Below are 15,497 nucleotides of genomic sequence, written 5' to 3'. Positions count from 1 at the left end.
CGTAAGATAGTCCTCAAATATACAAATCATTTGTAATATTCAAAAGAAATACAAAGGCTAAAAAGAGTCATTCTTTGAAAAAATTTTTTGCAATTATTTTATTCGTTTAAAGCATTTTAACTTTAATGCAAAGAGGTGTATTTCGTGTCTGAACAATGGATTTTTTTAAATGGCGAATATGTAACGAAAGAGAACGCCAAGATTTCAGTATACGATCATGGATTTTTATACGGGGACGGTATTTTTGAAGGTATTCGAGTATATAGCGGTAACGTATTCCGAATGAAAGAACATATGGACCGACTGTATCGTTCAGCGAAGTCAATTATGCTGAATATGCCATACTCCCAAGATGAATTCACAGATATTATCGTCGCTACTGTTGAGAAAAATAAAATCGAAGATGCATATATTCGCGTCGTAGTTTCTAGAGGTGTTGGTGACCTCGGACTCGATCCATATAAATGTCCAAAAGCAAATGTGGTTATTATTGTGGAGCCACTCTCGATCTTCCCGAAAGAATTATATGAAACAGGATTAGAGATTGTGACTGTTGCGACTAGAAGAAATAGACCGGATGTACTGAGTCCAAAAGTAAAATCTTTAAACTATCTAAATAATGTACTAGTTAGAATTGAAGCACATCTTGCTGGCGTTAGTGAGGCTTTAATGCTAAATGACCAAGGGTATGTGGCTGAAGGTTCTGCAGATAATGTGTTTATTATCCGTGATGGCTGCTTCTATACACCTCCTGGCTATATTGGAGCACTAGAAGGGATCACAAGAAATGCAGTTATCGATATTGTAAAAGAATTAGGCTATGAACTTAAAGAAGAACCATTTACTAGACATGATGTTTACACTGCAGATGAAGTGTTTCTAACAGGTACAGCTGCTGAAGTTATTGCAGTAATTAAGGTAGATGGCAGAGTTATTGGTGATGGAACTCCTGGAGCAATTACGAAGGAGTTGTTAGTGAAATTTAGAGAGCGTGTTGTTACTGAAGGTGTGAAAGTATACTCAAAGGAAGCAACACCACATGTAAGCTAAGTAAATAGGGAAAAGCGTTGATAAGGATAAGTAGTTTCATGAAACATTCCTACAGAGAGCCGGGGTAGCTGGAAGCCGGTGGAAATGACATGAAGTGAACTCACCTTTGAGCACTGTCTTGAAAAATTACAGTAAAGGCAGTCGAGTGGTAGACACTCGTTATCAAAACGATCCAATAGTGATCATGAGCGCACGCATATGCGTGAACAAGGGTGGTACCGTGGATAGGTTTCTCAAGCCTTTCCATCCCTTTAGCCTAGGGTGTAGTAGGCAAAGTAGGGGATGGGGAGGCTTTTTATAATGTTAATTTGTTAGAAAATCTAACAAGATTTGAAATAGGGAGGGTCAACAAATGTTGCAAGAAACTGCCTTTACGAAAATGAAGGCTGAAAACGAACCGATTAGTGGTGCAGAATTAATGCTTGAAGCGCTAAAGAAGGAGCAGGTAGAGGTAATATTTGGATATCCTGGTGGAGCAGTTCTACCAATATACGATAAGCTCTATGATTCTAAGATTCTACACATACTCCCTCGCCATGAACAAGGTGGAATTCATGCAGCAGAAGGTTATTCTCGAGTAACAGGAAAACCGGGTGTTGTAATAGCGACATCAGGTCCAGGTGCAACAAACATTATAACTGGATTAGCTGATGCGATGATGGACTCCTTACCATTAATAGTCTTTACAGGTCAGGTGGCAACAGGGGTCATCGGTACAGATGCTTTCCAAGAGGCAGATATACTGGGAATTACGACTCCCATAACCAAATATAATTATCAGGTTCGTAGTATTGAAGATATTCCTAGAATTGTTAAAGAAGCATTCTACGTTGCGACAAGCGGACGCCCAGGGCCAGTATTAATCGATATACCTAAAGATATTGCAGCTGGTACGGCAAAAGTTCCTGAGGAGCAAGAAATTGTTCTTCCAGGCTACCAACCAACCGTTCAGCCAAATTATCTACAGATTAGAAAGCTAACAGAAGCGGTAAGTAGAGCAAAGAAGCCAGTCATCTTAGCAGGTGCAGGGATTCTTTTTGCAGAAGCTTACGAAGAGTTGAAGCAATATGCGGAGCAACAAAATCTTCCAGTTGTACACACGCTGCTAGGACTTGGAGGGTTCCCTGCTGAACATCCTTTATTTGTAGGACTCGCAGGTATGCATGGATGCTACACAGCCAATATGGCACTGTATGAAGCTGATTTACTTATCAATATTGGAGCAAGATTTGATGACCGCTTAACAGGAAACCTACAGCATTTTGCTCCAAATGCAACCGTTGCTCATATTGATATTGATCCAGCAGAAATTGGGAAAAATGTTCAAACTCATATCCCGGTTGTAGCAGATGCAAAAGAAGCATTAAAACAGCTTATCGCTCAAGAAGGCAAGCCTCCGGTTCATCAGGAATGGATGGACACGCTTAATGCTTGGAAGGCAGAATATCCATTCTTCTATAAAGAAGATGGTCGCTTAAAGCCTCAAAAAGTGATGGAAATGCTTTATGAAAAAACAAAAGGTGAAGCTGTAGTAGTAACAGATGTTGGCCAGCATCAGATGTGGGCAGCACAATATTATAAGTTTTCTAAGGCGAATCGTTGGGTAACTTCAGGTGGACTCGGCACAATGGGCTTTGGATTACCTGCAAGTATTGGCGCACAATTAGCCTCACCGGATTCAATTGTTTTGTCCATCTCTGGTGATGGAGGATTCCAAATGTGTACGCAGGAATTGGCTGTTATTAGAGAACAAAATCTTCCTATTAAGATTATTATTCTTAACAACTCGTCTTTAGGAATGGTAAGACAGTGGCAAGAAATATTCTATGAATCTCGTTTCTCCCACAGTAAATTCTCTAGTCAGCCTGATTTTGTAAAATTAGCGGATGCCTATGGAATTAAAGGATATGTAATTGAAGATGAGGCACAGGCTGAATCCATATTTAATGAAGTATTAACAAATAATGAGCCAGTGTTACTAGACATTCGCATTGATCCAGACGAAAATGTTTATCCAATGATTGCTCCTGGTAAAGGACATCACGAGATGGTAGGTGTGAAACCATGAAAAGAATAATTACTTTAACAGTTATGAACCGCCCAGGGGTACTAAATCGTATTACTAATCTCTTTTCAAAGAGGAATTATAACATCGAAAGCATTTCAGTAGGATATTCCGAGCAGGAAGGAATGTCACGCATCACTTGTGTTGTACACGTTGAGAATATCGGTGTACTAGAACAAATTACGAAGCAATTAAACAAGCAAATCGATGTTATAAAGGTAATGGATATCACTGAGCAATCCATCGTCGCAAGAGAACTAGCACTAATAAAAGTGGTATCAAACTCCTCGACAAGAAATGAGATTTATTCCTTAATTCAGCCGTTTCGAGCATCGGTCATAGATGTAAGTAAAGACAGCCTAGTGATTCAACTAACTGGCGAGTCAGATAAAATCGAAGCGTTTATCGAATTAATCAAACCATATGGCATCAAAGAATTAGCAAGAACAGGGACAACCGCTTTCCTAAGAGGGACTCAAAAGCCTTCTCAAGCGATAAAACCATATTCAATCGTCTAAAAACTAAAAAACTTACTAATGAGAGGAAGAAATAAAAATGGCAAAAATGTACTATAACGGAGACGCAAATCAATCATATCTAAACGGGAAAAAGGTAGCAGTTATCGGATACGGTTCACAAGGTCATGCTCATGCACAAAATATGAGAGAGAGCGGTGTGGATGTTGTTATTGGATTAAGACAAGGGAAGTCATGGGAAAAGGCTGAAAAAGATGGTTTCAATGTATATCCAGTAGGAGAAGCAACAGCACAAGCAGATGTAGTTATGATTCTTTTACCAGATGAAATGCAACCAAAAGTATATAAAGAAGAAATCGAACCAAATTTAACAAACCAAGCATTAATGTTTGCTCACGGTTTCAATGTTCACTTTAGCCAAATCGTGCCACCAGCTACAAACGATGTACTATTAGTAGCTCCTAAAGGTCCGGGACACCTAGTAAGAAGAACATACGAGCAAGAAGCTGGAGTTCCTGCATTATTTGCTATCTATCAAGATGTAACAGGTAAAGCGAAAGAGCTTGCTTTAGCATATGCATGGGCAATCGGATCACTAAGAGCTGGAGCTTTAGAAACAACATTCAAAGAAGAAACTGAAACAGATCTATTCGGAGAACAAGCGGTTCTTTGTGGAGGTTTAACTTCATTAGTTAAGGCTGGTTTTGAAACATTAGTTGAAGCAGGTTACCAACCTGAACTAGCATACTTTGAGTGCTTACATGAATTGAAGCTAATCGTTGACTTAATGTATGAAGGTGGAATGGAGAACATGCGTTATTCCATCTCAGATACAGCTCAATGGGGTGACTTCGTAAGTGGACCAAGAGTAGTTGACGCTCGCGTTAAAGAATCAATGAAGGAAGTTCTAAAAGACATTCAAGAAGGTAGATTTGCTAAAGGCTGGATCCTTGAAAACCAAGCAAATCGTCCAGAATTCAACGCAATCGTTCAAAAAGAAAATAGTCATTTAATCGAACAAGTTGGTCGCGAGTTACGTGCTATGATGCCTTTTGTCAATAAGGACAAAAAGAAAGAAGTGGTCGCTAGTGCGACGAATTAAAATATTTGATACAACATTAAGGGATGGGGAGCAATCTGCCGGAGTTAATTTAAACCAAACAGAAAAGCTCGAAATTGCAAGACAGCTGGAAAAACTTCAAGTCGATATTATCGAAGCAGGTTTTCCAGCTGCTTCTAAAGGTGATTTTACTTCAGTACAACAAATTGCAAATACGATTAAAGACTGTTCTGTGACGGGGTTAGCAAGAGCAGTTACTTCAGATATTGATGCAGCATGGGAGGCATTGAAGAATGGTGTAGAGCCAAGACTACACGTCTTCATTGCTACATCTCCTATTCATAGACAATATAAATTAAAGTTAAGTCAAGATGAAGTCGTTGAGAGAGCTGTTCAAATGGTGAAATATGCTGCACAGAGATTTCCTGTTATTCAGTGGTCAGCAGAGGACGCTTGTCGAACAGAATTACCTTTTTTAGCTCGTATAATTGAAGAGGTTATCCAAGCTGGTGCAAATGTTATTAACATTCCTGATACGGTTGGATATATAACTCCTAAAGAGTACGGAGAGATTTTTCAATATTTACACAACAATGTTCCATCTATCCATAAAGTTTCGTTATCGGCTCACTGCCATGATGATTTAGGAATGGCAATTGCTAATTCATTGGCAGCTGTAGAAAATGGAGCAACCCAGGTTGAGGGAACAATCAATGGAATTGGTGAAAGAGCAGGAAATGCAGCATTAGAAGAATTATCAGTAGCTCTTCATATCCGTAAAGATTATTATGATGCGGAGACTAGATTACAATTAAAAGAGATCAGCCGTACGAGTAGTTTAATTAGCAAGCTCACTGGTATGGTGGTCCCTGCTAATAAAGCGGTTGTTGGTAGAAATGCCTACGCTCATGAATCAGGAATACACCAAGATGGCGTTCTAAAGGAAAAGTCAACGTATGAGATTATTTCTCCAGAGCTTGTTGGCTTCCAATCTAACACATTAGTACTTGGTAAGCATTCTGGAAGACATGCTTTTAGAAATCGTTTGGATGAACTTGGATTAACGGTTGCGGATGAAGATGTTACACAATTATTTACCGTCTTTAAAGAGTTAGCTGATAGGAAAAAGGAAATGACCGATGAAGACCTTGCAGCTATTGTATTAGAGCAAAAGTTATCTAAGGATGAACGTTTTTACGAACTTTTAGCTATCCAAGTACAATATGGTACAAATCAAATTCCTACAGCTACTGTTACGTTATCTGGTAATCAAAATGAGATCATTCAAGAGGCGTGTACAGGAAGTGGAAGTATTGAAGCGTTGTATAACACATTGGAAACATGTGTGAATGGCAGTGTTCATTTACTAGACTACCGAATTCAGTCTGTTGGAGCTGGAAGAGATGCATTGGCGCAAGTATTTGTGAAACTTAAGTTTAATGGAGAAGAAACGAGCGGTCGAGGCTTAGCTCAGGATGTTCTAGAAGCATCTGCAAAAGCATACTTAAATGCGGTGAATCGTGTAATATACATGTCTGCTGTAACCGTTTAATAAATGGAAATTTTAATGGAGGGGAAACAAGATGAAGAAGCAGATTGCAGTGCTACCCGGAGACGGAATTGGCAAAGAAGTTACTAAAGGTGCGGTGGATGTACTGCAGGCTATTGGTGATAGATTTGGTCATCAGTTTGAATTTACGTATGGACATATTGGTGGAGTAGCGTATGAAGTAACAGGGAGCCCGCTTCCTGATGAGACCGTTGCACTTTGTAAGCAAAGTGATGCAGTACTTTTGGGTGCCGTCGGGGGACCTAAGTATGATGTATTACCGGTACATCTCCGTCCAGAGAGAGGATTACTTAAAATTCGTAAAGAACTTGACCTTTATGCGAACTTGCGCCCGACTACTTTTTATGCGAGTCTAGCTGATTCATCACCCCTTCGTAAAGAAATTATTCAAGATGTGGATATGTTAATGGTTCGTGAATTAACGGGTGGATTGTATTTCGGTAAGCCGAGTGAGCGTCGCACAGTTGATGAAAAAGAGGCAGTGGTAGATACTCTTTTTTATAAACGTGAAGAAATGGTTAGGGTAATTGAATTAGCCTTCCAACTTGCTGACAAACGAGGAAAAAAAGTTACTTCTGTTGATAAAGCAAATGTATTAGAATCAAGCAGAATGTGGAGAGAAGTCGCAGAGGAAGTGTCAAAACGCTATCCAGAGGTCAATCTTGACCACATGCTTGTAGATAATGCAGCCATGCAGTTAATTAAAAATCCAAAAAGTTTTGATGTTGTTGTTACTGAGAATTTATTTGGGGATATTTTGAGCGATGAGGCTTCTGTATTAACGGGATCTTTAGGAATGCTTCCATCAGCTAGTTTATCTGAAAATGGTCCTTACTTATACGAACCAATTCACGGGTCTGCACCTGATATTGAAGGCAAAAACATTGCGAATCCTTTAGCGGCTATTTTATCAGCAGCAATGATGCTTCGAGTATCGTTTGGGTTAGAAGCAGAAGCAGCGGCTGTTGAAAAAGCGGTGGATGAAGTATTGAATGCTGGATTGCGTACAAAAGATATTTTATCAGAAGGAAAAAGAGCAGTGTCTACGTCTGAAATGGTTGCTGAAGTTAAGGCATGTATTTTAGGCCATGAAACGATCTCTAGCATTATGGGTGCCTACGCATAAATTCTGGCTAACAATGAATATCTAAACGACACGGCCTCTAGTGCCGTGTCTCTTTTAAAAAGGAGGGTAAAATGATGGGAAAATCAATTATTGAAAAAATTTGGGATTACCATGTTGTACAGAAAGAAGAAGGGAAACCAGATTTACTCTACATTGATTTACATTTAGTTCATGAAGTCACTTCTCCGCAAGCATTTTCAGGACTAAGAATGAAAGATAGAAAGGTTCGCAGACCGGATCGAACTTTTGCTACGATGGATCACAATGTTCCAACCATAAATAGAAAACAAATTAATGATGCGGTGGCAAAGAATCAAATGACGACACTTGAAAAAAATTGTCATGAATTTGGTGTTCCTTTAGCTGACTTAGATAGCCCTGACCAAGGGATCGTCCATGTTATCGGTCCAGAGCTAGGGTTAACTCAGCCTGGGATGACAATTGTTTGTGGAGATAGTCATACTTCCACACATGGTGCGTTTGGTGCATTAGCATTTGGAATTGGTACAAGCGAAGTGGAGCATGTTCTTGCTACACAAACTCTTTGGCAATCAAAGCCGAAAACTTTAAGGCTAGAAATTAACGGAAAACTTTCAAGCGGAGTTACAGCGAAGGATGTTATTCTTTATGTCCTTTCAAAATATGGAGTTCAGTTTGGAACAGGATACGTTATTGAGTATTGTGGAGAAGTAATTGAAAGTCTCTCAATGGAAGAAAGAATGACCATTTGTAATATGTCAATTGAAGGTGGAGCGAGAGCAGGGTTAGTAGCTCCGGATGAAACGACATTCTCTTATCTAAAAGGTAGAAAATTCGCTCCGTCAAAAGAAGAGTTTGATAGATACGTAGAGCATTGGAGTGCTTTTACATCTGATCACGATGCAAAATATGATCGAGAAATCGTAATAGATGGTTCTGATATTTCACCGATGGTTAGCTGGGGTACAAATCCAGCAATGACAGCTAAAATAGAAGATTCTATTCCAACAGTAGAGGATTACCAAACGGAAATTGAGAAGAGCTCACTTGAAAGAGCATTACAGTATATGGGACTAAATCAAGGGCAAAAAATCGAAGATATTAAAATTCAGCATGTCTTTATTGGATCTTGTACAAATTCAAGAATTGAAGATATTCGTAAGGCGGCAGAGGTTGTTAAAGGACAGAAGGTACACCCGAGTGTACGTGCACTAGTCGTTCCAGGATCTCAAGGAGTCAAGCAAAGAGCTGAAGAGGAAGGTTTACATCAAATCTTTATTGATGCAGGGTTTGAGTGGAGAGAATCTGGATGTAGTATGTGCTTAAGCATGAACGATGACGTTGTTCCTTCTGGAGAGCACTGCGCATCTACTTCTAATCGTAACTTTGAAGGTAGACAAGGGGCAGGAGCTCGAACTCACCTAGTTAGTCCAGCAATGGCTGCAGCAGCTGCGTTACACGGTCATTTTGTTGATATTAGAAAAGTAACTCCTGTAGAAGTACGATAAGGGGGAGGGAAAATAATGTTTACTATTTTTGAAGGCGAAGCGGTAGCACTAGATCGTGCACATGTAGATACGGATCAAATTATCCCAAAGCAATTTTTAAAAAGAATTGAAAAAACTGGATTTGGAAAATACTTATTTTTCGACTGGAGATATAACAGCGATGGCTCAGAAAATCCTGAGTTTGAATTAAACCATCCTGCAAAGAAGGGTGCCTCCATTCTAATTGCAAATGAAAACTTTGGATGTGGGTCATCAAGGGAGCATGCTCCTTGGGCTCTTTCAGATTATGGTTTTAAAGTAGTTATCGCTCCATCCTTTGCTGATATCTTTCATCAAAACTGTTTGAAAAACGGTATGCTTCCCATTGCATTAGAAGAAGAGAAAGTAAAGGTGTTATTAGAAAAAGGGAAAAAGCCAAACTATAAATTAAAGATTGATTTAGAAAACCAGACATTAAGTGATGAAGAGGGTCTATCAGAGACTTTCACTATTTCTTCTTACTGGAAGAAAATGTTAATAAATGGTTGGGATGAGATTGAAATCACCCTTCAATTAGATGAGCAAATCGGTACCTATGAAAAGAATAGAGCACTGTTAACAAGGTAACAAATGGCCACAGCATTCGCTGTGGCTGTTTTATTTTGTTTTTATATGAGATTCTGCTAAACTTACCTCAGGTTAAGAATAAGGGGTATGGTAGATGAAAAAAAGGGAACGGATGCGCAAGGACGGAAACGTAGTTTTTTTTCCCAACATAGAAAAAAGGCTTTTTGAAAAAGGGTTGGACTTTATTGAAAAAAAGCAATTTAGGGAAGCGATACCTTATTTTGAAGAAGCAAAAGAACTCGATTCAGAAAACAGTGATATTTGGTTTGCTTTAGTGTTGGCTTATTATGAATCGGGAGCATTAGAAAAAGCAAAGGAATATACAGAAGAAATGTTAAGAATAGGAATTGGTGAGTATTTTCAAACGGTTGATATGCTCATTATGGTTCTAGTTCAGCTACAAGAGTATAATCGTGTCGTACATACAATAGAAGTTCTATTAGAGGAACCTGAAGTTCCAGTGGAGAAATACGAACATTTCAGAAGATTGCTGGATTTTAGTAGAAGGATGGTTGATGCAGTAGAAGAACAGTTAAACGAAACTGAATATGAAAAGGAAAGCAAGCAGATGGCTCCACAATCACTAAATCTTTTCCATCCAAAGGACGAAAAGGAGCTGCTGTTACAAGTCGGAAACCTTGCTTATCAAAATATTCAACCTGTATTGGAGGAAATATTCAGTTATCTTCAGTCTAATCAAGGCCAACCTTTTATTAAAACCATGCTCTTACATGTACTTAAAGAACATCAATATCATGAACAAGTAACAGTAACGAAGCTAAACTCTTCTATGGCTGTAATCCCTAAAGATCTCTATGATTTAAGAGATCATCAACAAAAGCTTGAGATCTCAAAGATTTTAGCCGATCAACTAGAACAAGAGAATCCCACACTATTGGAGCAAGCGATCAGTTTAATAGACCGCCATCTGTTTATTTTGTATCCGTTTCATTACCCTACGGATGATACGAGAGCACTTGCTGCTGCCTATCATATATTGGTTCTGATGTTTTTTGCTCAGGACTATTCAATCGATCAAATGAGTAAGGTTTATCATACATCTGAACTAGATATTGAGACTTTATTACGGTATATTCAAGAAATTGAAGAATTTTCTTATCCTATTATTTAGTCTAGGATGTTGAAACGATTGCAACCTATGTTATAATGTAGTGGTTGTAATAACTGTATATTAAAAACAAGCTTACATATTCATCTAAATTAGTAACGAATGAAAATGTAAATAGATTTTGGAGGGAAAGTTTGTATGTCTGTGAAGTTTGAAAAACTAGAAGGGAACCAAGGGGTTCTTACAGTTGAAGTAGATGCAGCAAAGGTTAATGAAGGATTAGACGCTGCATTCAAAAAAGTAGTAACAAAGGTAAATGTACCTGGTTTCCGTAAAGGAAAAATGCCTCGTGCAATGTTTGAAAAACGCTTTGGAATTGAATCTTTATATCAAGATGCAATCGATATTCTTCTTCCTGAAGCATATGCAAACGCAATTGAAGAATCAGGTATTGATCCAGTTGATCGCCCTGAAATCGATGTAGAGCAAATCGAAAAAGGCAAGAGCTTTATCTTTAAGGCAACTGTTACAGTTAAGCCTGAAGTGAAGCTTGGCGAGTACAAGGGACTTGAAGTAGAAAAGGTTGAAACAGAAGTAACTGATGAAGATGTTGCTAACGAGTTAAAAACTCTTCAAGAGCGTCAAGCTGAGCTTGTTGTAAAAGAAGAAGGCAAAGCTGAAAATGGAGATACAGTTGTAATGGACTTCGAAGGTTTCGTTGATGGTGAAGCTTTTGAAGGTGGAAAAGCTGAAAATTACTCACTTGAGTTAGGTTCAGGTCAATTTATTCCTGGTTTTGAAGATCAATTAGTTGGTCTAGCTACTGGAGAAGAAAAAGAAGTTGAAGTTAATTTCCCAGAAGAGTACCATGCAACTGAATTAGCTGGAAAGCCTGCAGTATTCAAAGTGAAAATTCATGAAGTAAAAGGGAAAGAACTTCCTACACTTGATGACGAGTTCGCAAAAGATGTTGATGAAGAAGTTGAAACACTTGATGCGTTAAAAGAAAAGATTAAGAATCGTTTAGTAGATTCTAAAAAGCATGAAGCGGAGCATCACGTACGTGATTCAGTAGTTGATAAGGCAGCTGCAAATGCTGAGATTGATCTTCCTGCTGTAATGATCGATACAGAAGTTGATCGTATGATGCAAGAATTCGAACAACGTTTACAAATGCAAGGTATGAACCTTGAATTATACTTCCAGTTCTCTGGACAAGATGAGAATGCTTTACGTGAGCAAATGAAAGAAGAAGGCGAAAAGCGTGTACGTGTAAGCCTTACTCTTGAAGCGATTGCTGCTGCTGAAAATCTTGAAGTTTCTGAAGAAGATGTTGATGCAGAATTAAATAAAATGGCTGAAACGTATAATATGACTATTGATAACATTAAAGCTGCTTTAGGTAACCTTGATGGAATTAAGGGAGATCTTAAAGTAAGAAAAGCTGTTGAATTCTTAGTTGAAAACAGCAAAACGGTTTAAATCATAACATTTAAAATGAACAAGGCGCGAGTAAATCGTGCCTTGTTTTATACAATTTACATACTTATAAATTTAATTAGCATGACATATACATAACTAATACAGAAAAAGAGTTTTTATAGAATTAGTAAAAACTTCCGATTTAACTTTAGAAAATATGGTTAAGATTAACTAGTACATATTTATTTACTTTTGTAGATATGAAAATGTTTTCTTTTTCAAGAGTTATCATTTCCTGTCCACCTGGTAAATGTGATACAATGCAATACATAACTATTGATAACAATTGAATAAAGAGCCGTGTACGTAAAGATAAAAAACATTTATATCTGCAGCAATTAATGTGTTTTAGACGCTTTTCAAGGGGTGAAGAAATTGTTTAAATTTAATGATGAAAAAGGACAATTAAAGTGTTCCTTCTGTGGTAAAACACAAGACCAAGTTCGAAAACTGGTTGCTGGTCCAGGTGTGTATATATGTGACGAGTGTATCGAGTTATGTACTGAAATAGTAGAAGAAGAGCTTGGTACTGAAGAGGAAGTTGAATTTAAGGATGTTCCGAAGCCAAAGGAAATCCGCGATATTTTAGATGAGTATGTAATCGGTCAGGACCAAGCAAAGAAGAACTTATCGGTTGCTGTTTACAACCATTACAAGCGTATCAATTCGAACAGCAAAATTGATGAAGTCGAGCTTTCAAAAAGTAATATAGCAATGATTGGACCTACAGGTAGCGGGAAAACGCTTCTTGCACAAACATTAGCTAGAATTTTAAATGTTCCATTCGCTATCGCTGATGCAACATCACTTACTGAAGCTGGTTATGTAGGTGAAGATGTTGAAAATATCCTTTTAAAGCTAATTCAAGCTGCTGACTATGATGTTGAGAAGGCTGAAAAGGGAATTATTTATATCGACGAAATTGATAAAATTGCTCGTAAATCAGAAAATCCTTCCATCACTAGAGATGTATCTGGTGAAGGAGTTCAGCAAGCTCTATTAAAAATCCTTGAAGGAACCGTTGCGAGTGTACCTCCTCAAGGTGGTAGAAAGCATCCGCACCAAGAGTTCATTCAAATTGACACTACTAACATTTTATTTATCTGTGGTGGAGCATTTGATGGGATTGAACCAATTATTAAAAGACGTTTAGGTCAAAAGGTGATTGGATTCGGTTCAGATGTGAAGAAGAAAGAAGTTGAAGATAAAGATCTTCTTTCTAAGGTATTACCAGAGGATCTTTTACGCTTCGGATTAATTCCTGAATTTATTGGTCGTCTTCCAGTTATTGCAAGTCTAGCGCCATTAGATGAAGATGCATTAATCGAGATTTTAACAAAGCCGAAAAATGCTCTCGTGAAACAATATCAAAAAATGCTTGAACTAGACGATGTAGAGCTAGATTTTGAAGAAGATGCTCTTAAGGAAATCGCGAAAAAAGCAATTGAACGTAAAACGGGTGCTCGTGGACTTCGTTCCATCATTGAGGGAATTATGCTTGACGTAATGTTTGACCTTCCTTCTAGAGAAGATATTACGAAGTGCGTCATAACAAAAGAAACCGTTGTTGATAACGGTGTACCAAAATTAATGCTGAAAGATGGCAGTATTCTTGAAGAAGAACGCAAAACATCTGCATAAAATATAAAAGAGCCGTAGCTAAATGCTACGGTTCTTTTTGGCTATCATAGTAAAATACGTCAAACTTTGTTTATTCCCTATCAGTCACGGAGATACTAGCTATAACTACTACGAAAAGTGCAGGAGGGAATGCAATGAGTTGGACGGGTATTGCCTTGTTTATTCAGTTGTTTTTTGGCATCGTTATCGGACTCTATTTTTGGAACTTGTTAAGAAGTCAACGGACACAAAAAGTGTCTATTGATAGGGAATCTAAAAAAGAAATGGATCAATTAAGAAAGATGAGATCTATCTCATTAACTGAGCCACTTTCAGAACGAGTGAGACCGAGTACATTTGACGATATTGTTGGTCAAGAAGATGGGATTAAATCATTAAAAGCTGCATTATGTGGTCCAAATCCACAACATGTCATTATTTATGGACCACCAGGAGTAGGAAAAACTGCAGCGGCTCGCCTCGTTTTAGAGGAAGCAAAGAAAAATGCTAAATCTCCTTTCCAATCCTCTTCTGTGTTTATTGAGCTGGATGCAACGACAGCTAGGTTCGATGAGAGAGGGATTGCGGATCCACTTATTGGATCTGTACATGACCCTATTTATCAAGGTGCTGGTGCAATGGGGCAAGCAGGGATTCCACAGCCGAAACAAGGCGCCGTAACAAATGCGCACGGTGGGGTATTATTTATTGATGAAATCGGAGAACTTCATTCGATCCAAATGAACAAGCTTTTAAAAGTTCTAGAGGATCGTAAGGTGTTTTTAGAGAGTGCTTATTATAGTGAAGAGAATACACAGATACCTACACATATTCATGATATATTTAAGAATGGATTACCGGCAGATTTTCGTCTAATCGGAGCTACAACGAGAACACCAAGTGAGATTCCTCCAGCGATTCGCTCCAGATGTATGGAAGTATTCTTCAGGGAATTAACTAGAGAAGAAATCTCTTCTATTGCTGAAAAAGCAGCGGATAAGGTGAAACTGAAAATTGGTGAAAAAGGTATAGAAACGTTAGCATCATATGCTAGAAACGGTCGTGAAGCGGTTAATATGATTCAAATATCTGCGGGTCTTGCAATCACAGAAGATAGAGATTTTATCAAGGACGAAGACATTGAATGGGTTATTCAATCAAGTCAATTAACTCCAAGAATGGAACAAAAAATTATGTCTGCTTCTACAATTGGACTAGTAAATGGTTTAGCTGTTTATGGACCAAATTCTGGAGCATTGCTAGAAATTGAAGTAACAGTTATCCCGACAAAGGAAAAGGGATCCATAAACATTACGGGAATTGTTGAAGAAGAAAGCATTGGTGGTCAGGGAAAATCAATCAGAAGAAAAAGTATGGCAAAGGGTTCAATTGAGAATGTTATAACTGTACTTCGTTCGATGGGAGTCCCAGCTGATGAATTTGATATTCACGTGAACTTTCCGGGGGGCGTTCCGATTGATGGACCGTCAGCGGGGATTGCAATGGCAACAGGTATTTACTCAGCTATTTACAAGCACCCAATTGACCACACAGTTGCTATGACAGGTGAAATAAGCATTCATGGAAATGTAAAGCCAATAGGCGGTGTCTATCCAAAGGTAAAGGCAGCAAAAAAGGCTGGAGCTAGTAAAGTGATCATTCCTAAAGAGAATATCCAATCCATGCTCTATGAGATAAAGGATATAGAGATTATCCCAGTCAGTCACTTGTCAGAGGTTTTTGAACATGCATTATTGAAGGAATATGCAAATGAAGAAGCTATCACGGCATCAATAAAGATGTCTAAAAAAGAAAGTATTTAATTCAGAAAAAGAAAATAGAACTTCGGTTTGCAATATAGAGGAGCCGAAGTTTTTTTTGATTAA

Annotated in this window: 12 protein-coding genes and 1 other annotated feature; all 12 genes read left to right on the top strand. The window is 38.2% G+C overall.

All coding sequences use genetic code 11. The features are described 5' to 3' along the window. Positions 1 to 144 precede the first annotated feature (144 nt). The 12 genes from ilvE (at position 145) to lonB (ending at position 15,434) form a co-directional block, all read left to right on the top strand. Positions 145 to 1,050 carry a branched-chain-amino-acid transaminase gene (gene ilvE, locus BKO01S_RS05875; RefSeq protein WP_066050201.1) on the top strand — a complete coding sequence of 302 codons (906 nt, stop codon included), beginning with the start codon at positions 145 to 147 and terminating at the stop codon, positions 1,048 to 1,050. Positions 1,051 to 1,058: 8 nt separating this feature from the next. Beyond that, positions 1,059 to 1,304: a binding site (T-box leader), on the top strand. 98 nt (positions 1,305 to 1,402) lie between these two features. Further along, positions 1,403 to 3,118: an acetolactate synthase large subunit gene (gene ilvB, locus BKO01S_RS05870; protein ID WP_066050198.1), complete on the top strand. Its 1,716-nt coding sequence runs from the start codon at positions 1,403 to 1,405 to the stop codon at positions 3,116 to 3,118. Next, positions 3,115 to 3,633: an acetolactate synthase small subunit gene (gene ilvN, locus BKO01S_RS05865; RefSeq protein WP_066050195.1), complete on the top strand. Its 519-nt coding sequence runs from the start codon at positions 3,115 to 3,117 to the stop codon at positions 3,631 to 3,633. The genes ilvB and ilvN overlap by 4 nt, the downstream gene beginning before the upstream one ends. 37 nt (positions 3,634 to 3,670) lie before the next feature. Next, positions 3,671 to 4,693 (top strand): ketol-acid reductoisomerase, encoded by a 1,023-nt coding sequence (gene ilvC / locus BKO01S_RS05860; RefSeq protein WP_066050194.1) that lies wholly within the window; start codon positions 3,671 to 3,673, stop codon positions 4,691 to 4,693. Further along, entirely contained in the window at positions 4,680 to 6,203 is a 1,524-nt protein-coding gene (locus BKO01S_RS05855; protein WP_066050193.1) for a 2-isopropylmalate synthase, read from the top strand. The genes ilvC and BKO01S_RS05855 overlap by 14 nt, the downstream gene beginning before the upstream one ends. A gap of 31 nt (positions 6,204 to 6,234) precedes the next feature. Further along, positions 6,235 to 7,347: a 3-isopropylmalate dehydrogenase gene (gene leuB, locus BKO01S_RS05850; protein WP_066050191.1), complete on the top strand. Its 1,113-nt coding sequence runs from the start codon at positions 6,235 to 6,237 to the stop codon at positions 7,345 to 7,347. Between the two features lie 74 nt (positions 7,348 to 7,421). After that, positions 7,422 to 8,834: a 3-isopropylmalate dehydratase large subunit gene (gene leuC / locus BKO01S_RS05845; RefSeq protein WP_066050188.1), complete on the top strand. Its 1,413-nt coding sequence runs from the start codon at positions 7,422 to 7,424 to the stop codon at positions 8,832 to 8,834. A 15-nt stretch (positions 8,835 to 8,849) separates the two neighbouring features. Next, positions 8,850 to 9,440, top strand: a complete 591-nt coding sequence (leuD, locus tag BKO01S_RS05840; protein WP_066050185.1) for a 3-isopropylmalate dehydratase small subunit — start codon at positions 8,850 to 8,852, stop codon at positions 9,438 to 9,440. A 94-nt stretch (positions 9,441 to 9,534) separates the two neighbouring features. Next, entirely contained in the window at positions 9,535 to 10,572 is a 1,038-nt protein-coding gene (locus BKO01S_RS05835; protein WP_066050183.1) for a tetratricopeptide repeat protein, read from the top strand. Positions 10,573 to 10,707: 135 nt separating this feature from the next. Continuing rightward, positions 10,708 to 11,991, top strand: coding sequence for a trigger factor (tig, locus tag BKO01S_RS05830; RefSeq protein ID WP_066050182.1), 1,284 nt, complete (start codon positions 10,708 to 10,710; stop codon positions 11,989 to 11,991). A 375-nt stretch (positions 11,992 to 12,366) separates the two neighbouring features. Continuing rightward, positions 12,367 to 13,632: an ATP-dependent protease ATP-binding subunit ClpX gene (gene clpX, locus BKO01S_RS05825; RefSeq protein WP_066050179.1), complete on the top strand. Its 1,266-nt coding sequence runs from the start codon at positions 12,367 to 12,369 to the stop codon at positions 13,630 to 13,632. A gap of 134 nt (positions 13,633 to 13,766) precedes the next feature. Then, on the top strand, positions 13,767 to 15,434 hold the full coding sequence (lonB, locus tag BKO01S_RS05820; RefSeq protein WP_066050176.1) for an ATP-dependent protease LonB: 1,668 nt from the start codon (positions 13,767 to 13,769) through the stop codon (positions 15,432 to 15,434). Positions 15,435 to 15,497: the final 63 nt, after the last annotated feature.

Source organism: Robertmurraya korlensis NBRC 107688 (assembly GCF_001591645.1).
Lineage (GTDB): Bacteria > Bacillota > Bacilli > Bacillales > Cytobacillaceae > Robertmurraya_A.
This window is presented reverse-complemented; position numbering and strand designations above follow the sequence as displayed.